A 25,366-nucleotide genomic window follows, 5' to 3' on the forward strand; every position below is an offset into this window, starting at 1 on the left:
TATTATTGTTTTTTCTTGAGTTCAGATTACTTTTTTGCCCGCATCGATTCCCAGATGAAGTAGCCGATCAGGGCGATGAAGGCGACAAGTGCGGTAACCTGTGCACCGGTACCTTCCGGATCTTCCCAGACACCCAGGTTGAGCGCGTTCCCGTTGCCCGTGATAAAGATCACCAGTGCGCCGATCACGCCAAACAGTGCGGCACCGGCAATAAAGCCCGAGGCGATCAGTATGGCACGTTGGTGGCGGGCATTGTTGAGTTCCGGATCTTTCGACCGCTTGTTGATCCAGTGGTTGAGCAGACCTCCCACCACCAGTGGCGTGTTCAGTGGCAGCGGGATAAACATGCCGAGTGCGAAGGCGAGCGGTGAGATGTTGAGCCAGTTGACGAGGATGGAGATGACTGCACCGATCCCCAGCAGCATCCAGCTAACACCCGACCCCGACATCAGGGGTTCGATGATGGCCGCCATCGCATTAGCCTGTGGTGCAACCATCGGATTGGTGTGGGTCTCGGTGGCGACGAAGCCGTACGCCTCGTTCAGGATGAAGATGACAGCGCCAACAGTGGCGGCGGAAACCAGCGTGCCCAGGAACTTGAATGTCTCCTGCTTGGCTGGGGTGGTTCCGATCCAGTAACCTATCTTCAGGTCGGTCACGAAACCGCCGGCCATGGAGAGTGCGGTACAGACGATCCCGCCGATGATCAGGCCGCTGACCATTCCCTGCCACCCTTTCAATCCGACGGCTACCAGGATGACCGACGAGAGGATCAGGGTCATCAGCGTCATGCCCGAAACGGGATTGGTGCCTACAATGGCGATGGCATTGGCTGCCACGGTGGTAAAGAGGAACGAGATGAGGGTTACGGTGAGCAGTGCCACGATAGCCTGAACCAGCGTGACCTTGACACCCGTGAGCAGGAAGATGAATACCGCTACCAGGGTCAAGAACAGGAAGAGCATGACGAACGACATCTTCAGGTCGCGCTGTGTACGCTCTTCACGGACCTCCGCGGCAACTGTCTTGCCTTTGCCGCCACCCACGGCCAGCTTGAAGGCGTTGCCAATCACGCCGGAAGATTTAATGATACCGATGATCCCCGCCATGGCGATGGCTCCGATACCGATCGGACGCACATAGGTTGCAAAGATCTCTTCTGCAGACATTGCCGCGAACGGGTTCATCCCGCCGTTGACTGCCGCCAGCGCCCCGATCTCGTTGACCAGTGGAATGAGTACGAGCCATGAGAGTAGTGATCCTACCGTGATGATCAGGGCATAGCGTAACCCAACCAGGTAACCGAAGCTGAAGATCAGTGCACTGACGTTGAATTTCAGCACCATCTTGAATTTATCGGCCAGCATGGCACCTGCCGGGATGATGCGGGTAGAGATCTCTTCACTCCAGAGGCGGAAGGCGGAAAAGCAGAAATCGAACACTCCTCCGATCAAGCCGCTGGTAACCAGAAGTTTGGCTTGGTTGCCACCCTTCTCTCCCGTCATCAGGATCTCGGTGGTGGCGGTGGCTTCTGGGAAAGGCAGCTTGCCGTGCATCTCCTTCACGAAATATTTTCTGAAGGGGATCAGGAAGAGTATGCCCAGGAACCCGCCAAGAAGCGACGAGAAGAAGATCTGCCAGAAATCGACCTGGATCTCCGGATATTTTGCCTGGAGAATATAGAGTCCCGGAATGGTGAAGACCGCTCCGGCAACGATCACGCCCGACGAGGCGCCGATCGACTGGATAATCACGTTTTGCCCCAGGGCATTCTTCCGGCGAAAAGCGGCCGATGCCCCAACGGCTATAATCGAGATAGGAATAGCTGCCTCGAAAACCTGTCCGATCTTCAGCCCGGAATAGGCTGCCGCAGCCGAAAAGATTATGGCCATTAGTAATCCCATTCCCACAGACCATGGGGTAATCTCCCTGATTGTCCGGTCAGCAGGCAATACCGGTCTATACTCTTCACCCTCCCTTAATTCGGAATAGGCATTCTCGGGCAAGTTAACCGACTGTTTGTCATCTTGATTTGATTGCATCTTTTCTATTTCTTATGATTAATGATGTGATGAATGGCACGAAAATACAAAATTCTGTGAAATATTCGATCCTGTTTCGTAAACTTTGTTTTGGCGCGACTTTTTTGCCGGATTTACCGAACATTTCGCATCCTAAATTGTTGAAAAGCAGTCATCGCATTATAAATCACATAATATACCTGATAATTTCTATGATTTTTGATATCGACATGATCCGCGAGGTTTACAGTCAGCTTCCCGGAAAAGTAGAAGAGGCCAAAAAGAAACTTGGTCGCCCCTTAACTTTGACTGAAAAGATTCTGTTTGCTCACCTTTCGCCTGGAGTAGCGGTGGAGAATTACAGGCGAGCCGAAGATTACGTGAACTTTGCTCCCGACAGGGTGGCCATGCAGGATGCCACTGCCCAGATGGCCCTGTTGCAGTTGATGAACTCGGGCCGGAAAAAGGTGGCAGTGCCGTCGACCGTGCATTGCGATCACCTGATTCAGGCTTACCGGGATGCAAATACCGACCTGCAGACGGCAAAGGTGACCAACGAGGAGGTGTTCAATTTCCTGCGCGATGTTTCCAACAAATATGGCATCGGTTTCTGGAAACCGGGTGCCGGAATCATTCACCAGGTTGTACTGGAAAACTATGCTTTTCCCGGCGGGATGATGGTGGGGACCGACTCACACACGCCCAATGCGGGTGGTCTTGGAATGATCGCGATCGGAGTAGGCGGTGCCGACGCCGTGGACGTGATGGCGGGACTGCCATGGGAACTGAAGATGCCGAAACTGATCGGCGTGAAACTGACCGGAAGATTGTCGGGATGGGCCTCACCAAAGGATGTGATCCTAAAGTTAGCCGGTATTCTGACCGTCAAGGGTGGAACCAATGCCGTGATCGAATATTTCGGCGAAGGGACCTCCACTTTGTCGGCAACTGGCAAGGGAACCATCTGCAATATGGGGGCCGAGGTGGGGGCAACAACCTCCATCTTCCCGTTTGATGAGAAATCGGCGACCTACCTCGAGGGAACAGGACGGAAAGAGGTGGCCGATGCAGCCCGGAAGATCATCGCCTGCCTGCAGGCAGATCCCGAAACGGCCGAAAACCCCGAAACATATTACGATCAGGTGATCGAGATCAATCTGTCGGAACTGGAACCGCACATCAACGGTCCCTTCACTCCAGATGCCGCTTTCCCCATCTCCGCGTTTGCCAAGGAGGTGAAAGAGAAGGGGTATCCCCGGAAAATGGAGGTGGGATTGATCGGCTCCTGCACCAACTCCTCATACGAAGACCTTACCCGGGCTGCACATGTGGTGAAAAAGGCCAGAGAGGCCGGGTTGAGCGTCAATGCACAATTCATCATCAATCCAGGCTCGGAACAGGTCAGGTATACCGCCGAACGCGACGGAATCCTGAGGGAGTTCGAGGATGCGGGAGCCGTGATCATGGCGAATGCGTGCGGTCCCTGTATCGGACAATGGAAACGAACGGAAGAGAAATCGGAGCGGACAAACTCTATCGTCACCTCATTCAACCGGAACTTTGCCAAACGTAACGACGGCAATCCCAACACCCACGCTTTTGTCACCTCGCCTGAACTGGTTGCGGCACTCACCATTGCTGGAGATCTGACATTCAATCCGTTGACAGATGCGCTGACCAATGACAAAGGGGAAAAGGTAAAGCTGGCCGAACCGGTTGGCTTCGAGATGCCGCCAAGAGGCTTCGAGGTAAAGGATGCCGGCTACCTGCCACCGTCGGAAGATGGCAGCCAGGTTGAGGTGAAAATCGATCCCCAGTCGAACCGCCTACAAAAGCTGGAGCCGTTCAAACCGTGGGATGGACGCGATTTCGAAGAGCTTCCGCTGCTGATCAAAGTAAAGGGTAAATGTACCACCGACCATATCTCGATGGCCGGTCCCTGGCTCCGTTTCCGCGGACATCTGGACAATATCTCCGACAACATGCTGATTGGTGCGGTGAATGCTTTCAACGGTGAAACCAATAAAACGCTCGACCCCCTGACATTGCAGTATATGGAGGTTCCCGCATTGGCCCGCAAGTTCAAGGCCGAAGGTCTCGGCTCTGTTGTGGTGGCCGAAGAGAATTACGGGGAGGGGAGCAGTCGTGAGCATGCAGCCATGGAGCCCCGCCACCTGAATGTCAAGGTGATCCTGGTGAAGTCATTTGCCCGGATTCATGAAACCAACCTGAAAAAACAGGGGATGCTCGCACTGACATTTGTCAACAAGGAGGATTACAACAAAGTACAGGAGAGGGACAGGATCAGTATCAAGGGGCTGACCGGCTTTGCTCCCGGAAAGAACCTGAAGGTGGTTCTTCACCATATCGACGGTACTACAGATGAATTTGAAGCTGCCCATACCTACAACGAACAGCAGATCGGCTGGTTCAAGGCTGGTAGCGCATTGAACGGAATGAAGTAACTCCAAGACGGTAACCTCAATTTTTATGCATACTCCAGAGAAGATAACCTTTTCGTCTCACTCCTCTTCAGGAGACGGAAGCAGCGGATTGATCGTGCCCGATAATCCCATCATCCCCTTTATCGAGGGCGATGGGATCGGAAAGGAGATCACCGCTTCTGTCCGGCTGATTATCGACAAGGCGGTTGCGAAATCGTACAACGGAAAACGAAGGATCGAATGGAAAGAGGTTCTTGCCGGAGAGAAGGCCTACAATGCGTTGGGGACCTGGCTTCCGGCAGAGACCATGGAGGCTTTCCGGGAGTACCGTGTGGGCATTAAGGGACCCCTCACCACGCCCGTCGGCGAAGGCATACGTTCCCTCAACGTGGCATTGCGGCAGGAGCTTGATCTTTACGTCTGCCTGCGACCGGTACGCTGGTTCAAGGGGGTGACCACCCCGTTGCTCCATCCCGAGAAAGTGCATGTTACCATCTTCAGGGAGAACACGGAGGATATCTACGCCGGGATCGAATGGAACGCCGGAACGCCCGAGGTGGAAAAAGTACTGAAGTTCCTGAAGGAGGAGATGGGGGTCGCCAAGATCCGATTTCCCGAAACCACTTCCATCGGTGTGAAACCGGTATCGGTAGAAGGAACCGAGCGCCTGGTCAGATCGGCCATTGAATATGCCATCCGGAACAGGCTGCCGTCGGTTACCCTGGTGCACAAGGGGAATATCATGAAGTTTACCGAGGGGGGATTCAAGAAGTGGGGATACGCGTTGGCCGAACGGGAGTATGGCGACCAGGTCTTCACCGAGAATATCTTCAACAAGATTAAGGCGGAACAAGGTCTGAAGGAGGCGGTTGCCGCCTACAACGAGGCGATGGAGAGCGGAAAGGTCATCATCAAGGACGTGATAGCCGATGCCTTCCTGCAGAATACCCTGCTGAAGCCCGAGGAGTATTCCGTTGTGGCCACGCTGAACCTGAACGGAGATTATATTTCCGACCAGCTGGCGGCTATGGTGGGTGGTATCGGGATCGCCCCCGGTGCAAACATCAACTACCTGACGGGACACGCCATCTTTGAAGCAACACACGGCACGGCACCCGACATTGCCGGCAAGAACAGGGCCAACCCCTGTTCGATGCTGCTTTCCGGGGTGATGATGCTGGAATATATCGGTTGGGACGAAGCTGGGAATCTTATTACAAAGTCGCTTGAAACTCTCTTTGAAAGAGGGTACGCGACAACCGACCTTGCCCGTTTCATGGAGAACGGCAAGGCGCTGTCCACCTCGGAGTTTGCATCGATGATAATAAATTCACTTTAAACCATGCGTCGTTCAAACAAAAAGAGAGGTAATGATGTTACAATATACGTGTCGGAATCAATCAAAACGCAGTAAAATAATTAAAACATAGATACAATATAATGGATAACAAGCAAGTCATTAAAGTGTTATCAGACTCGATAGCGGTAACAAGCAACATCGACAAGGACCTTTTCACCAAAATGGGCGTGAAGCGCGGGCTTCGCAACGAAGATCACTCCGGTGTGCTTGCCGGACTTACCCGCGTAGGCGATGTGGTAGGTTATGAACGCCAGGAGGATGGAACCCTGAAGCCGATACCCGGCAAGCTCTATTACCGGGGCATCGACGTGGAGGAGCTGGTACACGGCATCCAGGCCGACAACCGTCTCGGATTTGAAGAGACCGCCTTCCTCCTCTTATCGGGAAAATTGCCGACGAAAGAGAACCTGCAGGCCTTCTCGTCCCTGCTGGCCCAGACCATGCCGCTCAATCATACCGCAACGATGAACATCCTGTCACTGAAAGGGAAGAACATCATGAACATCCTGGCACGTAGCGTGCTGGAACTTTATACATACGACCAGGATCCCGATGATATCACGCCGGACAACCTGATCCATCAATCTATCAACCTGATAGCTAAATTCCCGTCCATCATTGCGTTGGCCTATCAGGTACTGCGTCACGATCAGCAGGGACGTTCACTGCATATCCGGCATCCGCATGAAGATTTTTCGGTTGCGGAAAACTTCCTCTATATGATGAAAGGTCCCGGCAAATATACCGAACTCGATGTGAGGATTCTGGACCTTGCGCTTATCCTGCACGCCGACCATGGCGGCGGTAACAACTCCACCTTCTCGGTGAGGGTGACCAGCTCGACCGAGACCGATACCTATTCGGCCATTGCAGCCGGAATCGGTTCACTGAAAGGCCCGCTTCACGGAGGGGCAAACGTGAAGGTGAACGGTATGCTTGCCGATATGAAGAAAAATATCAAGGACTGGAATGATGTTGAAGAGATCGATGCATACCTGACCAAGGTGCTCAACAAGGAGGCATACGACAGGACGGGACTTATTTACGGTATCGGGCACGCAGTATACACCATCAGCGACCCGCGAGCCGGATTGCTCAAGGAGATGGCGCGCGAACTGGCCAAGGAGAAAGGTCGTGAAGATGAGTTCCGCTTCATGGAGCTGATCGAGGAGCGTGGAGTGGAGGTGTTCCTGAATTACAAGAAAGCGGGTGCCAAGCAGCGTACCTGTATCAATGTCGATTACTATTCCGGCTTTGTTTATGACGCGATCGGGCTGCCCGAAGAGGTCTTCACTCCGATTTTCGCCATGGCCCGAATTGTGGGCTGGACAGCGCACCGTATTGAAGAGCTCAATTTCTCCAGCAAGCGGATCATCCGTCCGGCATACAAGAACGTGCGTCCATTGCAGGAGTTTGTACCGATGAAAGATAGAAAGTAGCATGACGAAGATAAAAGTAGCGAACCCCATCGTGGAACTCGACGGGGATGAGATGACACGGATTATCTGGTCGTTTATCAAGGAGCAGTTGATTCTGCCATACCTCGATCTGGATATCAAGTATTACGACCTGAGTATCCAGAATCGGGACGCCACCGGCGACCAGGTCACGATAGATGCAGCGGAGGCGATCAAGCGATATAATGTGGGCGTAAAGTGTGCGACCATAACCCCTGATGAGGCACGGGTAAAGGAGTTTGGATTGAAAAAGATGTGGAAATCACCCAATGGTACCATCCGCAATATTGTTGGAGGAACTGTTTTCCGTGAACCCATCATCTGCTCCAACGTGCCCCGATATGTTCCGGGCTGGACAGAACCGATCATTATCGGCCGTCATGCTTTCGGCGACCAGTACCGTGCTACCGACAAGGTGATCAAGGGAAAGGGCAAGCTGAAGCTGACCTTTACCGCAGAGAGCGGCGAGGTTCAGGAGTGGGAGGTTTACAACTTCGATGGAGACGGGGTGGCCATGGCGATGTACAATACCGATGAATCGATTTACGGTTTTGCCCGTTCGTCGTTCCAGATGGCACTGGCCAAAAAGTATCCGCTCTACATGTCCACCAAGAATACCATTCTGAAGGCTTACGACGGACGTTTCAAGGATATCTTCCAGGAGGTGTACGAGAGTGAGTTCAAGGAGTCGTTTCAGGAGGCGGGAATCACCTACGAGCACCGGTTGATTGACGACATGGTGGCATCGGCCATGAAGTGGAAAGGCGGTTTTGTGTGGGCATGCAAGAATTACGACGGTGACGTGCAGTCGGATACGGTAGCACAGGGTTTCGGTTCACTGGGCATGATGTCGTCGGTCCTGGTTACGCCGGACGGTCGCACGGTGGAGGCTGAAGCTGCACACGGGACAGTAACCCGTCACTACAGGCAACACCAGCAAGGCAAGGAGACCAGCACCAATCCTATCGCATCCATCTATGCCTGGACGCGCGGTCTCGAACATCGCGGCAAACTGGACAACAACCAGCCGCTTGTCGATTTTTGCCACAAACTGGAACAGGTATGTGTGGAGACCGTAGAGAACGGGGAGATGACCAAAGACTTGGCCCTGTTGGTTTACGGTGACGATGTGAAAGGAAAGTATCTCAATACGCAGGATTTTCTGGCAGCGGTAAAACGCAATCTGGAGAGAAAATTGAGTTGATATACATTGTTTAGGTTATCAGATAGACGGCTCTCGCGGAATATCATCGCGGAGCCGTTTTTGTATGTCGGGCATGGTATTAAGCTGACAGGATGCAAGTTCCTGTATGTGCCGAGTTGATAGGAAACATTAGCGACTGGCAAGGGTGTTGCGGGTAACTGCAAATCTGAAAGAAGCCATCAGCAAATCTGAAGTTCTGACGCACAGAAACCTGATATAAGGCTCACAAGAGAGGGCAACCGAGCAATGGATTGGGAACGCCCAAAATTCAACCGTAACTCAAGTGGAGTAAATCAGGCAGAACGCAGAGAAAGTTTAATATCTTATCCCGAGAGATCTTGTAGGATGCACCAACAGTGCAGGACGGGCAGTGATGCAAGTTCATGTCTTACAAGAAGTCAGCAGAGGACATAGTATTCCGGAGCAGGAACAGCACGGAAGAAGGTCTGAATCTTTTAATTTAAGGAGCAGTCAGTTCAAAATTTGTTTTATGGCGCAACAGCAAGCAAAAACTTACCAGTACGATCTGTTTTCTGAAACGGGTCAGGAGGTTGATCGCCCTTATGACAAGAGTGAAGCCGTACGTGGAGCTCAGTCAGCAAAGGCGTTGCAAGTAAAAGAAGCAGGCGAACAGGGACGAGCCTTAGCCCCGGATTTAATGGGAGCGATATTGTGTCACAGCAATATCAAACAAGCCTACAAACAGGTAAGGCAGAACAAAGGAGTAGCGGGAATCGATCAAATGGCGGTAGGAGGATTTGCCGTATGGTACGCAGGAGATGGAAAAAGTCTACTGGACAAACTATACAACGGCACTTACCAACCCCAAGGGGTCAAGCAGGTCGAAATACCCAAGCCGGGCGGAGGTAAACGCAAACTGGGTATCCCCACGGTAACCGACAGGATCATCCAGCAGGCGATAGCACAGGTACTAAGTCCAATTTACGAGCAGAAATTTTCCGAAAACAGCTACGGATTTCGTCCCAACCGGAGCGCCCATCAAGCGTTAAAGAAAGGGAGCGAATATGTGGAGGAAGGAAGAAATATCGTTGTAGACATGGACTTGAAAACGTTCTTCGATGTCGTCAATCATGACCGGTTAATGTATCGGCTGTCAGAGACCATTGGCGATAAAACGCTATTGAGACTGATACGCAAATACCTTCAAAGTGGAATACTGGTTGATGGCGTTGTAAGTCAACGTACCGAAGGCACCCCCCAGGGGAGCCCCCTGTCCCCACTCTTATCCAACATAGTTTTAGACGAACTGGACAAGGAGTTAGAACGCAGGGGACACAAATTTGTTCGATATGCGGACGATTGCAACATCTACGTACGCAGCCAAACGGCAGGCGAGAGAGTAATGGAATCGATAACAGGCTTTATTGAAAGCAAACTGAAACTACTTGTCAACAAAGACAAAAGTCAGGTTTGCGAGGTAAATCAAACCAAATTCTTAGGCTACACCATCCAAAAGGATGGGAACCTGACCATAGCAGAGAAGAGCATTGAACGCTTCAAGGAGAAAGTACGCAGTATAACCAAGCGAAACAGGGGAGTGAAGTTCGAACAAGTAATTGCAGAACTCGTACCCGTGATGCGCGGTTGGCTTAACTACTTTCGCTACGCCCGATGTAAAAGAGTATTAAAGAATCTTGATTCATGGATACGCAGGAAACTTCGGTGCTATAGATTAAAGCAGTGCAAGAGGGTCATTACCTTGCAACGTTTTCTTGAAAGACAGGGCGTTGAAAGCTGGCAAAGCTGGATATTAGCCCTCTCCGGTAAAGGACACTGGCGCAAGTCAGGATGCCCACAAGCCCACCAGGCTCTCAACAACAAATGGTTTGATGCAGCAGGTCTTTACAACCTCACATTAAATTACGACAGGTTAAACAATTAAAAGAAACCGCCGTGTGCGAAAGCATGCACGGTGGTGTGAGAGGGCGGGGGAGTAATCCCCCTACCTACTCGATTTGTCAATCCCTGAACCGTAATGTCAACTCGCCGTAGGCATCGATACGGCGATCCCGCAGAAATGGCCACCAGCGACGGACATTCTCGGTGCGCAGCTTGTCGATCTCCACAATCTGGGTGGTCTCCTCTTCAGCAGCCTGGTAGAGAAACTCCCCTTGCGGTCCGCAGACAAAACTGTTTCCCCAGAAGGTGATCCCATTGGTTTGACCCGACGGATCCGGTTCATATCCGGTTCGGTTTACCGCGATGACCGGAATACCGTTGGCCACTGCATGTCCCCGCTGTACCGTGATCCAGGCCTCCCGCTGTCGCTGCTTCTCGCTCTCGCTGTCGGAAGACTCATACCCGATGGCCGTGGGATAGATCAGCACCTCTGCTCCGCCCAGCGCCATCATCCGGGCAGCTTCCGGATACCACTGATCCCAGCAAACCAGTACTCCCAGTTTCCCCACCGAGGTCTCGATGGGATTAAATCCGAGGTCGCCGGGCGTGAAGTAGAATTTCTCATAATAGGCAGGATCGTCGGGAATATGCATCTTCCGGTATTTGCCGGCAATCGTGCCATCCTTTTCGATCACCACTGCGGTATTGTGATAGAGTCCTGGGGCCCGTTTTTCAAAGAGCGACAAGAGGATCACCACCCCCAGCTCCCTGGCCAGTTTGCCAAACGACTCGGTGGAGGGGCCGGGGATCGGTTCCGCCTGGTCGAAGATGGCCGTATCCTCGGTCTGGCAGAAGTACAATCCGTTGTGCAACTCCTGCAGTACGATCAGTTCGGCCCCCTCGGATGCAAGAGAGCCTATCTTCGACTGTAAGCGGGCAATGTTCTCCTCCCTGTTTGCCGAATTGGCTTGTTGTATGATACCGATTTTCATATGCTGTCTGAATTTAAAGAAAACCCTCAGGCAATTGCATCGTCACGCAATGAAGCGACCCGTGCTGTTTGATCAGCGCCCTGCAGTCGATGCCGATGATCTCCCTGCCTGGAAATGCCCTCTGCAGCTGCACCCTTGCCGTTTCATCCTTCTCCGAAGCATAGGTGGGCATCAATACCGCCCCGTTGATGATCAGGAAGTTGGCGTAAGTGGCCGGTAACCTGTAACCGTTATGATAGACGGCATCCGCCATGGGAAGCGGTATTAACCGGTAGGGAGCTCCTTCGGTTGTCCTGAATGATTTCAACTCATTCTCCATCCGTTTGAGTGCATCGAAATGTTCGTCGTCCTCATCGTCACAGCTTACGTAGGCAATTGTCCGCTCGTCGCAAAATCGCGCAAGCGTGTCTACATGGCTGTCGGTATCGTCACCTGCCAGATAGCCGTGATTGATCCACAAGACCCGTTCTGCCCCGAATGCCGATTTCAGGTACCCTTCGATCTCATCCTGTCTCATCGGCTGATTGCGGTTGGGAGCCATCAGACATTGCGATGTGGTCAGGAGCGTTCCCTTGCCGTCCGATTCGATTGATCCTCCCTCCAGGATGAACCTCTTTTTCGACCGGTACTCCACTTCGGGTCTGAACTCCTCCTGCTGGAAGAGTTGATGTGTGATCTGATTGTCGTGGTTGGCGGCAAACTTCAACCCCCAGCCATTGAACCCGAAATCGTAGAGTGTCGGTCTGCCGTCGACGAAAACCGAGATGGCACCGTGATCACGCGCCCAGGTGTCGTTGCTTTTCAGCTCGACGGTGATGAGACGCTCACGCTCCTCGGGGGTGAAATGGCTGATAATCTCATCCTCCTCCGGGCAGACGACCAGCAGTTTTTCCCTTTTCAGGATCTCCTTCGAAAAGGAGAGATAACAAGCCGTGACTTCATCCAGGATGTCGAACCAGTCCGTACCGGCATGTGGCCAGGTGACCATCACGCCACTTTGCTGATACCATTCGGGAGGGAAAAAGATCTTGCTCATCGACGCTTATCCTTCCATGTTTCCGCGGATAATGCCACGGGAAGAACTTTTTACAAAATCAATGATATAGTTCCGTTCTTTTGTTACCGGGAGTTCATTCTCAATTCTTTCCAATGCCTGCGTGGTGTTGTAGCCCGCCATATAGAGATAGCGGTAGACATCCTGGATGGAGTTGATCACCTCGCTTGTAAAACCCCTTCGGCGTAATCCGACGAAATTCAGGCCGACATAGGTGAGCGGTTCGCGGCCTACCATCGTATAGGGCGGAATATCTTTCGGAACTTTGGATCCTCCCTGTATCATGGTGTGGGCACCGATACGCGAGAACTGGTGCACGAGCGTTCCACCGCTGAGGATCGCATAATCGTCAATCTCCACTTCTCCTGCCAATTGTGTGGTATTGCCCAGAATGACGAAATCATTCAATATACAATCGTGTGCAACATGGCTGTAAGCCATCAGGAGACAATCTTTTCCAACGACAGTCTTTCCGCGCGATGCGGTACCCCGGTTTACGGTTACGCATTCACGGACAGTGGTCCTGTCGCCGATGATGGCCACTGTCTCTTCACCCTTGAACTTCAGGTCCTGCGGAATGGCGGAAATGGTTGCATGTGGGAAGATGGTGCAATTTTTACCGATTCGTGCACCAAAAAGAATGGTTGCATAGGGCATTACAACGGTTCCATCACCAATCTCAACGTTTCTGTCTACGTATGCAAAGGGTTCAATAACGACATTCTCCCCTATCTTGGCCTCGGGGTGAACAAATGCCAATGACGATATGGTACTCATAACTTGTTGAGTATTATTTGTTTTTGATTATTTGAGCTGTAAAATCTGCCTCCGAGACGATTTTGTCGCCTACGAAAGCAACTCCACGCATGGTAGCAATGCCCCTGCGGACCTCTGTGGTGAGTTCTACCCTGAAGAGGATGGTATCACCAGGAACTACTTTACTTCGGAATTTTACATTGTCAATTTTAAGGAAATATGTTGAATATCTTTCAGGTTTGTCAAGTCCGGAAAGGACCAGCAAACCTCCTGTCTGGGCCATGGCTTCAACCTGCAGCACCCCCGGCATAACCGGTTCATCGGGGAAATGGCCCACAAAATAGGGCTCATCGTTGGTGATGTTTTTGACCCCCACAATATAGGTGTCGGTTTGCTCGATGATCTTGTCTACCATCAGGAATGGATAGCGATGCGGCAAAAGCTGCTTGATCCGGTTGATGTCCATCAGCGGTTCGAGGTTGGGATCGTAAAACGGTACCTGGTTTTTGCTCTTGATCTCCTTCCGAATAAGCCTTGCCAGTTGATTGTTGATCTTGTGCCCCGGACGTGTGGCGATAAGTCTTCCTTTTATCGGCTTGCCTATCAGCGACATGTCTCCGATGATGTCCAGCAGCTTGTGACGGGCAGGTTCGTTCGGAAATGCCAGTTCCCGGTGATTCAGGTATCCCAGCTGGTTGGCATCCATGCGAGGAACATTGAGCTCGTCTGCTATTTCGTCCAGTTCATTCTGAGGAAGTTTCCTTTCATAGATAACAATGGCGTTATCCAGGTTGCCCCCCTTGATTAATCCTGCTTGCCGCAGTTTCTGTATCTCCCGTACAAAGACAAACGTGCGTGCCGGTGCTATTTCCGTAGCAAAATCATCCAGCGATTCCAGGCTGGCATATTGGTTGGGGATATATTGCGATTCGAATTCGATATTGGAGTTGATGCTGAACTCATTATCCGGAAGCAGCGTGATCTTTGAACCGGTTTCCGGATCGGAGACCTCAATTTTCTTCCGTACGACAAAAAAGTCCTTCTCCTTTTCCTGTTCAACGATGCCTGCCTTATCGATTGCACGGATATATTCTATGGCACTTCCGTCAAGAATGGGAAATTCAGGTGCATTCACTTCTACTAGGCAGTTGTCGATTCCCAAGGCATAAAGCGCGGCAAAAGCATGTTCAACAGTGCTGACAGTAACATTGCCCACTCCCAGAACCGTACCGCGCTGGGTATGGACAACATTTTCGGCCACCGCTTCGATGATGGGTTCCCCTTCCAGGTCAACCCGTTTAATCCGGTAACCGGTATCAACCGGTGCAGCTTTGAACGTAATCTCAATGTCGTAACCTGTATGAAGCCCTTGGCCTCTCAACGTAAAACTGGATTGTAACGTTTTTTGTTTCACCTCGTTATTTTAAAATGTGTTTATATTTAATTGCGCGATAATCCGGCAAAGATACAACTTTGCTTCGAAAAGTGGGAATTTGCGCTTTTTCCCGTTACGTTTTTTTTAAAAAAAGTATATTGCCCGTTATCAGGAAAGCTGCTTTTTCAGTTCACGGATCTCTTTCTCCAGTGCGTTTAATTGACGGTACATATCTGGAAGTTTGGGGATGATGATGCTCGACTTGAAAAAGTTTTTTACCGGATAGGCAGGAGATCCCATCACTTCCGAACCTTCGGGGGTGTTGCTGATGATTCCGGATTGGGCCCCAATCTGTGAATGGCTCCCTATGGTGATGTGTCCGCCTATTCCAACCTGACCGCCAAGAACGCAACCCTCTCCCAGTTTAGCCGATCCGGCAATGCCCACCTGGGCAGCCATCACCGTATTCCTGCCAATCTCGCAATTGTGGGCGATCTGAATCAGGTTGTCGAGTTTCACCCCTTTCCGGATAATGGTCGATCCCATTACAGCTCTGTCGATAGTGGTATTGGCGCCTACTTCGACCTCCTCCTCCAGTACTACGTTCCCGATCTGGGGGATTTTGTGATAGATCCCCTCCTGCTTGCTGAATCCGAAACCGTCGGCGCCAATTACTGCTCCTGCATGGAGGATGCAGTTGTCGCCGATTACGCAACCGTGATATATCTTTACTCCGGCATATATGGTAACGTTATTACCGATTTTTACATTATCTCCGATGTAGGCTTGCGGATAGATCTTGGCATCCCGCCCTATCTCCACTTGCTCTCCGATATAGGCAAATGCGCCTACATATACGTTCTCACCCAGCTTGGCCGATGGCGAAACAAACGACATCTCCTCGATCCCCTTCTTGACGGGAGCAAGACTGTTTGCCAGTTCGAGCAGGGCAGCCAGTGCGGCATAGGCATCGGGAACCTTGATCAGGGTGGCAGAGACAGGCTTGTCGGGAGTGAAATCCCTGTTCACCAATACAATGTCGGCTTTGGTCTCGTAGATATAATGTGTATATTTGGGATTGGAAAGAAAAGCAATGGTCCGTGGTTTTCCCTCTTCTATCTTTGCAAAATTATCGACTTCAACATCGGGGTTTCCGACAATCTCACCTTTCAAAAAGTCGGCAATCTGTTGTGCTGTGAAGGTCATTTACTCTATTTTATTGATTTTAAAAATGCAAATTAACTAATAAAAATCTAACAGACAAAGTTAACCGAATATAAAATCTTTCGTTAAGATAAATTTTGCAGATTAAAAATAATCAACTACCTTTGCAATCACTTTTTCGGGATGTAGCTCAGTCCGGTTTAGAGTACTCGTCTGGGGGGCGAGTGGTCGCTGGTTCGAATCCAGTCATCCCGACTGATTTTCAGGCAACTGTAGTGATCTACGCAGTTGCTTTTTTTATTTCCCCTTTTCTACTGGCTGGCGTGGCCGGCAACTGGGAAATGATGGGAGATCTCCCGGCCAACTACCGGAAGAGTTTTGTCGCCGCGATTTTCCTGACTTTTTTTGAAGAAAAATGTTGCTTGTTTAAGCAATATTTGAGTAACTTTAAAATATTTTTTGTTTGCCGGGGCAATTAGATGGCCCAGTGTTTGATTTTAATAGAGTTATATCGATGAATAACACCGAAACCGTTGGGTATCTACAGGAGAGGAAGAGGCAGGTAATATCGGTTGCTATCCTGGCCTTCATGTTTTTTATATTTGGATTTGTCTCCTGGGTAAATGCCATACTGATACCTTATTTCAAGATCGCTTGCGAGCTGACCCATTTTCAATCCTACTTTGTGGCCTTTGCCTTTTACATTGCCTATTTCGTGATGGCGATACCTTCGGGTCTGTTGCTGAAACGGGTGGGTTTCAAGCGGGGAATCATGTACGGTTTCCTCTTGATGGCGCTGGGTGCATTCATATTTGTCCCTGCCGCCCTTACCCGGCAGTTTGCCATCTTTCTGATCGGTCTCTTCTCTATCGGTACGGGGCTGGCAATCCTGCAGACGGCAGCCAACCCATACGTGACGATTATCGGTCCCATCGAGAGTGCAGCACAGCGGATGAGCATCATGGGCATTTGCAACAAGTTTGCAGGAATTGTGTCGCCGTTGATCTTTGCCGCGATCATCTTCAAGGCGACCGACCATCAGCTGTTTGATGCGATTGAACTCGGCAACATGAGCGATGCGGTCCGCAGCGCGATGCTCGACGAATTGATCCGGCGGGTGATACTGCCCTATACCATCCTTGGCTTCCTGCTTCTCCTGGCTGGCGTAGGGATCAGATACTCCATACTTCCCGAACTCGATACCGATCATGAAACGGCGGTTGTGAAGGTGGAAGAGGAGCAGAGAAGCCGGAAGCGGTTGATCGATTTTCCCTACCTTGTTCTGGGGGCCATCGCCATCTTTCTGCATGTGGGGACACAGGTGGTGGCCATCGATACGATAATCAACTATGCCGGTTCAATGGGAATCGGACTGCTCGACGCCAAGGTATTCCCCTCATATACGCTGACTGCTACCATTATCGGTTATGTATTGGGTATCATGCTTATACCCAGGGTGATTTCGCAGCGGACAGCCCTGGTCTGCTGCACCTCGTTGGGACTCCTTCTGTCGCTCGGGGTCATCTTTGCCGATTGGAACCTGACGCTCTTCGGGCATGAGGCGAACGCCTCCATCTGGTTTCTTGCCCTGATCGGCTTTCCCAATGCCCTGATATATGCCGGAATATGGCCCCTCTCCATCCGCGGTCTTGGCCGGTTTACCAAGACAGGATCATCGCTGCTGATCATGGGATTGAGTGGAAACGCCGTTTTACCGCTTATATATGGAGCGCTCGCCGATGCTTACGGCCTGAGAATAGGCTACTGGAGCTTGATACCCTGTTTCCTTTACCTGGTCTGGTTCGCTCTTATGGGCCACAAGATTGAGTATTGGGGCCGAACGAAAAAATGATGCCACTACTTGGGCGATTCACCGTAGCCAATATCTAATAATCAAATCAATATTTTAACATGTGTGGCTATCGCGCGCCAAAGTTGGATACCCTGCGTATGGGATTTGTAGGTATAGGAAATCGCGGTTATTCAAACCTCTACTAGATGACATTTCTGGAGGGTGTTGAGATTAAGGCGATATGTGATATTGTACGGTTCCGGATCGATGAGACAACACAGCTGTTTAAGGAGAGAGGATTGCCCGGGCCCCGGGTTTATACCGGAAGTGGGGATGCCTGGAAAAGAGTGTGTGAAGATCCCGAATATGCCATTAAGTGCGGCAAACATGTGGCCGTTGATCAGCGGGACTAAAGGTGCAGCTCAAAAATATCCGCTACCAGCCAGAGTCTCCGTAGGGAGCGAATGGCTAAACGATGAAGAGATGAAGAGGGTGAACGAGCAATAGACGCCCGAAATAGTGGTGCGGATTGGGAATATGGCCCAGAAAGTAGGCGGACATGGCGGAATGGACTTCCTGATGACATGGCGCCTCGTCGACTGCCTGCGAAACGGGCTGCCGATCTGTATGATGCTGCTGCGTGGAGTGTGATTATACCGTTAAGTGAAAAATCGGTGTCGAACCGTGCAAGGCCACTTGAGATACCCGACTTCAGACGTGGAGCATGGAGAACCAACCAACCGGTGGATATCAACCTGACGGGAGAAGGCGGTTCTGCAGGGATGGTGTTTTAACTGCAGCGGTTTGCCTCACTTTTTTTGAGGGGATTATTTGTTATTTAAGGAATATTTGGATAACTTTAAAAAATATTTTCGAGGATCGGGCTTCAAGTGATTCGGCCGATGTCCGGTCAGTTTCTCCCGGTAGGGGATACCGGGACCCGATCCAAGGGATTTAGCAGAATTGTATGCAGAGAGTCATCATCAGGAATGGGCGGTTGATTTTCCCCGGGAGCATCGAATCAGGATTGATTCTGGTTTGTGAGCAAGGGGTGATCAGTGAGATTATGGAAGAGAGACTCTTTTCGCTGGCCGGGGATGACCGCCTGATCGATGCAAAGGGAAACTACGTCGCTCCCGGATTCATCGATATCCATACCCATGGCGGAGGTGGTCACGACTTTATGGACGGAACAGTGGCGGCCTACCTGGGAGCTGCCGAGACGCATGCCCGGCATGGAACCACAGCCCTGTTGCCTACTACGCTGACCAGCACCTTCGATGAACTGGTGAACACGTTTGCGGTTTATAAGGCGGCGGTAAATCAGAATCGGAAAGGAGCCAGATTCTTGGGACTACACCTGGAGGGGCCCTATTTTGCCTACAACCAGCGGGGTGCGCAAGATCCCAAGTACCTGAGAGATCCGGAACCGGAAGAGTATAACCGGATATTGGCCGAGTCGGCTGATATCGTGCGGTGGAGCCTGGCGCCCGAACTGCCGGGTGCACTGGAGTTTGGAGAGTTGCTGGCTTCGGCGGGCATACTTCCCTCAATTGCGCACAGTGATGCCATTTACGAGGAGGTATTGGATGCCTTTCATGCCGGTTTCAGCCATGTTACCCACCTCTATTCGGCCATGTCGTCCGTAACCCGCAGGAATGCGTTCCGTTACGCTGGGGTGCTGGAGGCCGCCTATCTGATTGAAGATATGACGGTAGAGATCATTGCCGACGGGGTACATCTGCCCAAGCCGCTATTGCAGTTTGTCTACCGGTTCAAGGGTCCCGAGAGAACGGCGTTGTGCACCGATTCGATGCGGGGAGCCGGGATGCCCGACGGTGAGTCGATCCTGGGAAGCCTGGAAAAGGGACAGCGGGTGATTATCGAAGATGGTGTGGCCAAGTTGCCCGACCGTACTGCATTTGCGGGGAGTGTTGCCACAACCGATCGCCTTGTGCGGACCATGGTTGAAGTGGCGGAAGTGCCGTTGGTGGATGCGGTAAGAATGATGACCCTGACACCGGCCCGCATCATGCATGTTGATCATCGGAAAGGGTCCATAGAGAAAGGAAAGGATGCCGATCTGGTAATTTTTGACGATAATATTGATGTTTCACATACAATCATAGAAGGAGATGTCATATACGGAAACTGATGCGGGCGTGATTGCATTCACGCGGGAGATGCTGGAGGTAAAGATCTTCAGAATAAGAGAGGAGATGGGACGAAAGGCTGCTCTAGATGTCTCGGTAACCATCCGGAAACTTCTCGGGGAGAAGGATGAGATCAATGTGATCTTTGCCGCCGCCCCGTCGCAAAGCGATTTTCTGAAGGAGTTGAGAGCCGACCCGCTGATTCCGTGGGAGCGGATCAATGCCTTTCACATGGATGAGTATATCGGTTTGGAGGCGGATGCTCCGCAAGGATTCGGTAATTTCCTCCGGGAACGGATCTTTGGAAAAGTCCAATTCAAAAGTGTCCATTACATCAATGGTCTGGCGGAGGATATTTCCGCCGAATGCAAGAGGTATGCCGCACTGCTGGAGCAGTACCCCACCGATATTGTCTGCCTGGGAATAGGGGAGAACGGGCATATCGCCTTCAACGATCCGCCGGTGGCAGATTTTGATGATCCGGAGATGGTGAAGGTGGTGGAGCTGGAGCTGGCTTGCAGGCAACAGCAGGTGAACGAGAACCTTTTTACCGGACTCGACAAGGTACCCACCCACGCCATCACCGTGACCATTCCGGCTTTGCTGAAGGCAGACCGACTCTTTTGCATGGTGCCTGCAAAAAACAAGGCCAAAGCTGTCTATCGTACCCTGAATGGCGAGATCGGCGAAGAGTGTCCCGCTTCAATCTTGAGGCGGAAAAAAGGGGTGGTGCTCTACCTCGACAGGGAGAGTTCCTCTCTCCTCGATATGGGCAACCCTGCTGCAGTGGAATAGCATTCAATCATTACCATAAAACAGATAATTATGCGACTTAAACTTATTTTGTTAACTGTTTTGACCCTGGTCTTCTCCCAGACCCGGGCCCAGATGAAGATCGGTATCATCGGCCTCGACACCTCACATTCCACCGCGTTTGTCAAGTTGTTGAACGGGGAGGAAAAGAAGGATGAGTACAAGGATTTTAGAATTGTTGCCGCCTATCCCTACGGTTCAAGAACGATCAGATCGAGTTTTGAACGTATTCCCGATTACACTGAAGAGGTGAAGGCGTTAGGCGTGGAAATTGTGCCTTCAATTGCTGAACTTCTGAAGAGAGTTGACTATGTCCTGCTGGAGACAAACGACGGAAACCTCCATCTGGAACAGGCCAGTCAGGTTTTCAAGGCTGGAAAGCCCATGTTTATCGATAAACCGCTGGCAGCAACACTGGCACAATCCATGGCTATCTACCAGTTGGCGAGGGATTACAATGTGCCGATTTTTTCCTCGTCGGCATTGCGTTATGTTCCTCAAAATCAAAAACTGCGTAATGGAGAGTACGGGAAGGTGATGGGGGCAGATTGCTATTCACCGGCAACTCGCGAGATCACACATCCCGATTTCGGGTGGTATGGCATCCATGGCGTGGAGACCCTGTTCACTGTCATGGGCACCGGATGTGTTTCGGTGAACCGCATGTCGGCCGAAGGGACCGATGTGGTGGTAGGATTGTGGAGTGACGGAAGAATCGGAACCTTCAGGGGAATCCGTGAAGGGAAGAGTAACTACGGGGGGACTGCCTTCACCGACAAAAGCATTGAACCGGTCGGAACCTACCAAGGGTATGAAGTACTGCTATCGGAGATCCTGAATTTCTTCAGAACCGGTGTTCCACCGGTCTCCGAGGAGGAGACACTCGAGATCTTTACCTTCATGGAAGCCTCCAATGCGAGCAAACGCAACGAGGGTAAGATTATCCTGATGGAGGATGTGTACCGTAAAGGCATGGCAGAAGCAAAACAATTGCTGCAGGAGATGAAGTGAACCGGCTCACGGTTCATGCCTCTAAAAAAATATCCGAATCTAATGGCAAGTAGCAAGAATGAACACGAGAAGAGAATTTATCAAGAGAGTGGCGATTGGAACCGCAGTTGTCTCCACAGGAAAGATCGGTGGTGTCCTGCCGGGTTTCAGCGCGTCGAGCTACCGGAATATTCCCGGGGCAAATGAGCGCATCCGGATTGCCGGTATTGGAGTTAATGCAAGAGGTGATGCATTGGCAAAGGGATTTGCCAATGAGAAGGAGAGAGGGTGTGTGGTGACCGATATATGTGATGTGGACAGTCGTGCCGTAGAGAAGGCGATCAAGAGTGTCCTTGACACGGCCGGTAACAGGCCGAGGGGTCACGAGGATCTCCGGAAAATGTTAGAGTCGAACGATTTTGATGCCGTCTTTATCGCCACTCCCGATCATTGGCATGCTCCGGCGGCGCTGATGGCGATGAAGGCCGGAAAGCATGTTTATCTCGAGAAGCCGACAAGTCATAATCCCGCGGAAAATCAGTTGCTTATTGATGCGGAGAAGAGATACGGGAGAGTGGTCCAGGTAGGAAACCAGCGCCGTTCTTGGCCCAATGTTGTCCATGCCATGAAAGAGATCGAAGAGGGAATCATCGGTGAAGTCTATTATGGCAAGAGCTGGTACTACAACAAGCGCCCCTCGATAGGGAGAGGAAACGTTACGGCACCACCCGACTGGTTAAATTGGGACCTCTGGCAGGGGCCGGCTCCCCGAGTGGCTTACAGGGACAATATCGTCCACTACAACTGGCATTGGCGCTGGCATTGGGGTACCGGAGAGGCACTCAACAACGGCATGCACTTCGTCGACCTCCTTCGCTGGGGGATGAAACTGGACTATCCCGTATCGGTAGACTCTTCCGGTAGTCGGTACCATTACCGGGACGATTGGGAAACACCGGATACCCAGCTGGTAACATTCTCATTCGGGGATGGCCGGGTGATGACCTGGGAGAGCCAAAGCTGTATCAGCTCCCTGATTCACGGTCACGGCAGCGGAGTAACCCTCTACGGGAGCAGGGGGAGCCTGACAATAGGCGGCGGTAACGAATATCAGGTTTACGACATCGATAACAAGTTGGTCAAGAAGGTCGACAGCAATCTGGTCTTTGAAGCGGGAAACCTCGTCAATCCAACACAAAGCCTCGATGCCTACCATTTCCAGAACTTCTTCAATGCCATCCGCAAAGGGGAGAAGTTGAACTCGCCGCTTACGGAAGCATGCAAGAGTACCCAGCTGGTGCAGTTGGCAAATATAGCCCACAGGGTAGGCAGGAGGATAAACGTCGATCCGGACAGTGGCCGGATAGTGAAGGACAGGATAGCCGCCAAATTGTGGAAAAGAGAATATGAAAAAGGGTGGGAGCCGAAATTATAATTATATGAAGAAGAGTCTATTGATTTTTTTGATACTGGGCATACTCACAGTAATTGATGCCCGTTCGCAGGATACGATCAGGGTGCTGGCAATCGGGAACAGTTTCTCCGCGGATGCGGTTGAAAACCATCTGTATGAATTGGGACGGCAGGAAGGGGTCACCTTCATTATCGGCAACCTCTACATCGGTGGCTGTTCACTGCAGAGGCATTGGCAAAACGCACAGGACGACAAGCCCGATTACGAGTACCGTAAGATCAATGCCACGGGCAAGCTGAGAGTGACCAAGCAGGCCACCCTGATGAAGGGAATAACCGACGAGAGGTGGGATTATGTCACCTTTCAGCAGAACAGCCCCAATTCCGGTTTTCTGGACACCTATTTCCCCTACCTCGACCAGTTGACAGCCTATGTAAGGGAACACACTACAAATCCCGGGGTGAAGCTTGTCTTCCATCAGACCTGGGCCTATGCCTGGGATTCGGACCATGCCGATTTTCCACGATATAACCGCGACCAGAAGCTGATGTACCGTTCTATCATCAAGGCATCCACTAAAGCTGCAGCCAAGGCTGGAATCCGCTATATCATCCCTTCGGGTACGGCGATACAAAACGGACGCTCCAGTTTTATCGGCGACCGTTTTTGTCGTGACGGATACCACCTGAAACTTGACCTGGGGCGCTATACTGCCGCATCTACCTGGTTCGAGTTCCTGACCGGGAGAACGGTTATCGGAAATGGATATGCACCGGCAACCTTGACTCCCCTGGAGGTGATAACGGTTCAACGCGCGGCTCATGAGGCTGTGGCAAGACCATTCGAGGTGACAACGATCCGGTTGTCGGACAGGAGATGGTCAAGTCCCAGCCCCACTTTTGCAGAGGACTTTCCAACCTGGCTACGGAGCAATCCCTGATTCAGTGCTGTTCATAGGATAGCAGACGTTTATCACCTTCCAGCCTGCGCAGCTGTGTGATATCCTGGGTTACCTCCACCACGCCGAGGTACTCACCCTCTTTTCCCCTGACAGCCGAATATTCGATATGGATGAACCGACCCTTGAAGTTCGACATCCAGAAAATGGCCCTGTTCTCTTTCCCGCTTTTGAAATCGGCAAGTATCTGTTCCACCACGTGCACGCTTCCGGGAGGGTGGCACATCCGTACGTCGCGTCCGATAACGGAGCGGTTCCGTTCGAAAACCCTGTTGGGGCTATGTGAAAAGAAGCGCACCCTGTCGTTCTTGTCTACAAAGGTAATGTCGATGGGAAGATGCAGGAAGAGGGCCTCCAGTTCGGCAAGATCAAACGCGCCGGAGGTGAGTCGTATCGCGTCGGCGGTAATGTATTCCGGCTTCTTTGCGCTTACACCTGCCGGCTGCCACTCATCTTCAGGATCAAAGAGACAGTATCCGAATTCGGGAGTCTCCTGGTATATCTTATACCACTCCTCGTCGGTCAGCGTATCCATGGCCATCGGCAAAAGGATCTCCTCCTCCTTCATGATCATCCCCTCCACCATTTCAACGGCGGGTGCCAGTACGTGCTCGATTGTCGATCTCATCTCTTCAACGGATGTGAGTGGTGAACCCAACGCTGCAAAGGCTTTTTTCAACAGTTCCCTGGTTTCGTCATGCTTGCCCCACATCACCTTGGGAGGCCCCGTGATAAGATGTTTTTCCAGAAAGGGGAAAAGCAGATACTCTTTCCGTTTATAGTGCTTGTCCACATCTGATAGATGGTTGAAGAGCGTGCGGAGCTGGAGTATATATCCTGGCAGCTGTCTGTCGTTGATATTGTTAACATCGTTGAACAATGCAGCGATCTTGAGCAGCTCGTCTTTCAATGCCCGGTTCTCTTTCTTGAAGGTATCCACCGGATGGCCCGCCGGTACCGGTCGCGCACCGCCCAGATCGATCGAGCCATCGAGCACGGCTGTATGTAAATCGCAGAAATCGAGGAGCTCTTCTTCAGTAAGCGCATTACTGCTGATGAGTTCCTGTTCCACCTCCACCACTTCGTTGTATGGAATATTGCGGAGCACTTCAATGAGCCGCTGCCGCAGGACTTCGGGATTCTCCCCTTCGTGTAGACGGAGAAGAAGATGCCGCAGCAGCTCCTTGCGCTGCGACGAGTTGTTGATCAGTTCGCTCATGGGTTATTGTTTTATCATTGTAAGTATCATTTTAAACGGCTCAATGGCATGCAGCGCATGGGGATGACCGGCAGGCATGATGATGCATTCCCCCTTCTTCAGGTGGTAGGGGGTACCGGAGATCCTGATCTCCGCTTCACCGTCGATCAGGTGCACCATTGCATCGAAGGGAGATGTATGTTCCGTCAATCCCTGATCCTTGTCGAATGAGAAGAGGGTAACATTTCCCGATTGCTTCTTGATGACTTGTTTGCTGATGACTCCACCGGAGGAGTACTCAATCGAATTCTCCATCGAGAAAATTGTTGCAGGTTCAAAAAAAGTTGCCATGATTGTCTTA

The 25,366-nt window shown here is 51.4% G+C and carries 20 protein-coding genes, 1 tRNA gene and 1 pseudogene; 14 read left to right on the forward strand and 8 right to left on the reverse strand.

The window, feature by feature from the left end; all coding sequences use genetic code 11:
- Positions 1-26 precede the first annotated feature (26 nt).
- Complete coding sequence (locus tag ING2E5A_RS05305) at positions 27-2,042, reverse strand: OPT family oligopeptide transporter (protein WP_071136513.1); 2,016 nt, start codon at positions 2,040-2,042, stop codon at positions 27-29.
- Positions 2,043-2,233: 191 nt separating this feature from the next.
- Between ING2E5A_RS05305 and ING2E5A_RS05310 the strand changes: the two genes are divergently transcribed.
- The 5 genes from ING2E5A_RS05310 to ltrA all read left to right on the forward strand — a co-directional run bounded on the left by ING2E5A_RS05310 (position 2,234) and on the right by ltrA (position 10,389).
- On the forward strand, positions 2,234-4,486 hold the full coding sequence (locus ING2E5A_RS05310) for an aconitate hydratase (protein ID WP_071136514.1): 2,253 nt from the start codon (positions 2,234-2,236) through the stop codon (positions 4,484-4,486).
- Positions 4,487-4,511: 25 nt separating this feature from the next.
- A complete protein-coding gene (icd, locus tag ING2E5A_RS05315) occupies positions 4,512-5,804 on the forward strand; it encodes an NADP-dependent isocitrate dehydrogenase (RefSeq protein ID WP_071136515.1) in 1,293 nt (430 codons plus the stop codon).
- A gap of 101 nt (positions 5,805-5,905) precedes the next feature.
- On the forward strand, positions 5,906-7,264 hold the full coding sequence (locus ING2E5A_RS05320) for a citrate synthase (RefSeq protein WP_071136516.1): 1,359 nt from the start codon (positions 5,906-5,908) through the stop codon (positions 7,262-7,264).
- A gap of 1 nt (position 7,265) precedes the next feature.
- Positions 7,266-8,486 carry an NADP-dependent isocitrate dehydrogenase gene (locus tag ING2E5A_RS05325; RefSeq protein WP_071136517.1) on the forward strand — a complete coding sequence of 407 codons (1,221 nt, stop codon included), beginning with the start codon at positions 7,266-7,268 and terminating at the stop codon, positions 8,484-8,486.
- 490 nt (positions 8,487-8,976) lie between these two features.
- Positions 8,977-10,389, forward strand: a complete 1,413-nt coding sequence (gene ltrA, locus ING2E5A_RS05330) for a group II intron reverse transcriptase/maturase (protein ID WP_197678527.1) — start codon at positions 8,977-8,979, stop codon at positions 10,387-10,389.
- Between the two features lie 76 nt (positions 10,390-10,465).
- Here ltrA and ING2E5A_RS05335 read toward each other — a convergent pair whose 3' ends face one another.
- From ING2E5A_RS05335 to lpxD, 5 genes are all read right to left on the reverse strand, one after another.
- The gene (locus ING2E5A_RS05335) at positions 10,466-11,338 is read right to left on the reverse strand and encodes a carbon-nitrogen hydrolase (RefSeq protein ID WP_071136518.1); all 873 of its coding nucleotides are present in this window, start codon (positions 11,336-11,338) and stop codon (positions 10,466-10,468) included.
- A 13-nt stretch (positions 11,339-11,351) separates the two neighbouring features.
- Entirely contained in the window at positions 11,352-12,374 is a 1,023-nt protein-coding gene (locus ING2E5A_RS05340; RefSeq protein ID WP_071136519.1) for an agmatine deiminase family protein, read from the reverse strand.
- A 6-nt stretch (positions 12,375-12,380) separates the two neighbouring features.
- Positions 12,381-13,169 (reverse strand): acyl-ACP--UDP-N-acetylglucosamine O-acyltransferase, encoded by a 789-nt coding sequence (gene lpxA, locus ING2E5A_RS05345; protein WP_071136520.1) that lies wholly within the window; start codon positions 13,167-13,169, stop codon positions 12,381-12,383.
- Positions 13,170-13,182: 13 nt separating this feature from the next.
- On the reverse strand, positions 13,183-14,562 hold the full coding sequence (locus tag ING2E5A_RS05350) for a bifunctional UDP-3-O-[3-hydroxymyristoyl] N-acetylglucosamine deacetylase/3-hydroxyacyl-ACP dehydratase (RefSeq protein ID WP_071136521.1): 1,380 nt from the start codon (positions 14,560-14,562) through the stop codon (positions 13,183-13,185).
- 129 nt (positions 14,563-14,691) lie between these two features.
- Positions 14,692-15,729: a UDP-3-O-(3-hydroxymyristoyl)glucosamine N-acyltransferase gene (lpxD, locus tag ING2E5A_RS05355; protein WP_071136522.1), complete on the reverse strand. Its 1,038-nt coding sequence runs from the start codon at positions 15,727-15,729 to the stop codon at positions 14,692-14,694.
- A gap of 137 nt (positions 15,730-15,866) precedes the next feature.
- On the opposite strand from lpxD, the gene ING2E5A_RS05360 reads away from it, so the two are divergent.
- The 9 genes and pseudogenes from ING2E5A_RS05360 (at position 15,867) to ING2E5A_RS05400 (ending at position 23,789) form a co-directional block, all read left to right on the forward strand.
- Positions 15,867-15,942 (forward strand) — tRNA-Pro (locus ING2E5A_RS05360).
- Between the two features lie 259 nt (positions 15,943-16,201).
- Positions 16,202-17,539 (forward strand): sugar MFS transporter, encoded by a 1,338-nt coding sequence (locus ING2E5A_RS05370; protein WP_071136524.1) that lies wholly within the window; start codon positions 16,202-16,204, stop codon positions 17,537-17,539.
- Positions 17,540-17,685: 146 nt separating this feature from the next.
- On the forward strand, positions 17,686-17,892 hold the full coding sequence (locus ING2E5A_RS15270; RefSeq protein WP_071136525.1) for a hypothetical protein: 207 nt from the start codon (positions 17,686-17,688) through the stop codon (positions 17,890-17,892).
- A gap of 166 nt (positions 17,893-18,058) precedes the next feature.
- A pseudogene (locus ING2E5A_RS15275) lies at positions 18,059-18,273 on the forward strand (acetylgalactosaminidase); the annotation flags it as partial.
- 173 nt (positions 18,274-18,446) lie between these two features.
- A complete protein-coding gene (gene nagA, locus ING2E5A_RS05380) occupies positions 18,447-19,634 on the forward strand; it encodes an N-acetylglucosamine-6-phosphate deacetylase (protein WP_071136526.1) in 1,188 nt (395 codons plus the stop codon).
- Complete coding sequence (locus ING2E5A_RS05385; RefSeq protein ID WP_071136527.1) at positions 19,615-20,427, forward strand: glucosamine-6-phosphate deaminase; 813 nt, start codon at positions 19,615-19,617, stop codon at positions 20,425-20,427. The genes nagA and ING2E5A_RS05385 overlap by 20 nt, the downstream gene beginning before the upstream one ends.
- Positions 20,428-20,457: 30 nt before the next feature.
- Positions 20,458-21,456: a Gfo/Idh/MocA family protein gene (locus ING2E5A_RS05390; RefSeq protein ID WP_071136528.1), complete on the forward strand. Its 999-nt coding sequence runs from the start codon at positions 20,458-20,460 to the stop codon at positions 21,454-21,456.
- A gap of 58 nt (positions 21,457-21,514) precedes the next feature.
- Positions 21,515-22,870, forward strand: coding sequence for a Gfo/Idh/MocA family protein (locus tag ING2E5A_RS05395; protein ID WP_071136529.1), 1,356 nt, complete (start codon positions 21,515-21,517; stop codon positions 22,868-22,870).
- A gap of 4 nt (positions 22,871-22,874) precedes the next feature.
- Complete coding sequence (locus ING2E5A_RS05400) at positions 22,875-23,789, forward strand: DUF4886 domain-containing protein (protein ID WP_083373414.1); 915 nt, start codon at positions 22,875-22,877, stop codon at positions 23,787-23,789.
- 1 nt (position 23,790) lies between these two features.
- Here the strand turns inward: ING2E5A_RS05400 and ING2E5A_RS05405 are convergent, their stop codons facing one another.
- Together ING2E5A_RS05405 and ING2E5A_RS05410 are read right to left on the reverse strand one after the other, a co-directional pair.
- On the reverse strand, positions 23,791-25,026 hold the full coding sequence (locus ING2E5A_RS05405; protein WP_071136531.1) for a DUF438 domain-containing protein: 1,236 nt from the start codon (positions 25,024-25,026) through the stop codon (positions 23,791-23,793).
- A 3-nt stretch (positions 25,027-25,029) separates the two neighbouring features.
- On the reverse strand, positions 25,030-25,356 hold the full coding sequence (locus ING2E5A_RS05410) for a cupin domain-containing protein (RefSeq protein WP_071136532.1): 327 nt from the start codon (positions 25,354-25,356) through the stop codon (positions 25,030-25,032).
- Positions 25,357-25,366 lie beyond the last annotated feature (10 nt).

The organism is Petrimonas mucosa, assembly GCF_900095795.1.
GTDB classification, from domain to species: Bacteria; Bacteroidota; Bacteroidia; order Bacteroidales; family Dysgonomonadaceae; genus Petrimonas; species Petrimonas mucosa.

What these genes read in the sequence shown, in the direction of transcription:
- ING2E5A_RS05305 (WP_071136513.1), bottom strand. Translation starts at nt 2,042, where the DNA reads ATGCAATCAAATCAAGATGACAAACAGTCGGTTAACTTGCCCGAGAAT.
- ING2E5A_RS05310 (WP_071136514.1), top strand. Translation starts at nt 2,234, where the DNA reads ATGATTTTTGATATCGACATGATCCGCGAGGTTTACAGTCAGCTTCCC.
- icd (WP_071136515.1), top strand. Translation starts at nt 4,512, where the DNA reads ATGCATACTCCAGAGAAGATAACCTTTTCGTCTCACTCCTCTTCAGGA.
- ING2E5A_RS05320 (WP_071136516.1), top strand. Translation starts at nt 5,906, where the DNA reads ATGGATAACAAGCAAGTCATTAAAGTGTTATCAGACTCGATAGCGGTA.
- ING2E5A_RS05325 (WP_071136517.1), top strand. Translation starts at nt 7,266, where the DNA reads ATGACGAAGATAAAAGTAGCGAACCCCATCGTGGAACTCGACGGGGAT.
- ltrA (WP_197678527.1), top strand. Translation starts at nt 8,977, where the DNA reads ATGGCGCAACAGCAAGCAAAAACTTACCAGTACGATCTGTTTTCTGAA.
- ING2E5A_RS05335 (WP_071136518.1), bottom strand. Translation starts at nt 11,338, where the DNA reads ATGAAAATCGGTATCATACAACAAGCCAATTCGGCAAACAGGGAGGAG.
- ING2E5A_RS05340 (WP_071136519.1), bottom strand. Translation starts at nt 12,374, where the DNA reads ATGAGCAAGATCTTTTTCCCTCCCGAATGGTATCAGCAAAGTGGCGTG.
- lpxA (WP_071136520.1), bottom strand. Translation starts at nt 13,169, where the DNA reads ATGAGTACCATATCGTCATTGGCATTTGTTCACCCCGAGGCCAAGATA.
- lpxD (WP_071136522.1), bottom strand. Translation starts at nt 15,729, where the DNA reads ATGACCTTCACAGCACAACAGATTGCCGACTTTTTGAAAGGTGAGATT.
- ING2E5A_RS05370 (WP_071136524.1), top strand. Translation starts at nt 16,202, where the DNA reads ATGAATAACACCGAAACCGTTGGGTATCTACAGGAGAGGAAGAGGCAG.
- ING2E5A_RS15270 (WP_071136525.1), top strand. Translation starts at nt 17,686, where the DNA reads ATGACATTTCTGGAGGGTGTTGAGATTAAGGCGATATGTGATATTGTA.
- nagA (WP_071136526.1), top strand. Translation starts at nt 18,447, where the DNA reads ATGCAGAGAGTCATCATCAGGAATGGGCGGTTGATTTTCCCCGGGAGC.
- ING2E5A_RS05385 (WP_071136527.1), top strand. Translation starts at nt 19,615, where the DNA reads ATGTCATATACGGAAACTGATGCGGGCGTGATTGCATTCACGCGGGAG.
- ING2E5A_RS05390 (WP_071136528.1), top strand. Translation starts at nt 20,458, where the DNA reads ATGCGACTTAAACTTATTTTGTTAACTGTTTTGACCCTGGTCTTCTCC.
- ING2E5A_RS05395 (WP_071136529.1), top strand. Translation starts at nt 21,515, where the DNA reads ATGAACACGAGAAGAGAATTTATCAAGAGAGTGGCGATTGGAACCGCA.
- ING2E5A_RS05400 (WP_083373414.1), top strand. Translation starts at nt 22,875, where the DNA reads ATGAAGAAGAGTCTATTGATTTTTTTGATACTGGGCATACTCACAGTA.
- ING2E5A_RS05405 (WP_071136531.1), bottom strand. Translation starts at nt 25,026, where the DNA reads ATGAGCGAACTGATCAACAACTCGTCGCAGCGCAAGGAGCTGCTGCGG.
- ING2E5A_RS05410 (WP_071136532.1), bottom strand. Translation starts at nt 25,356, where the DNA reads ATGGCAACTTTTTTTGAACCTGCAACAATTTTCTCGATGGAGAATTCG.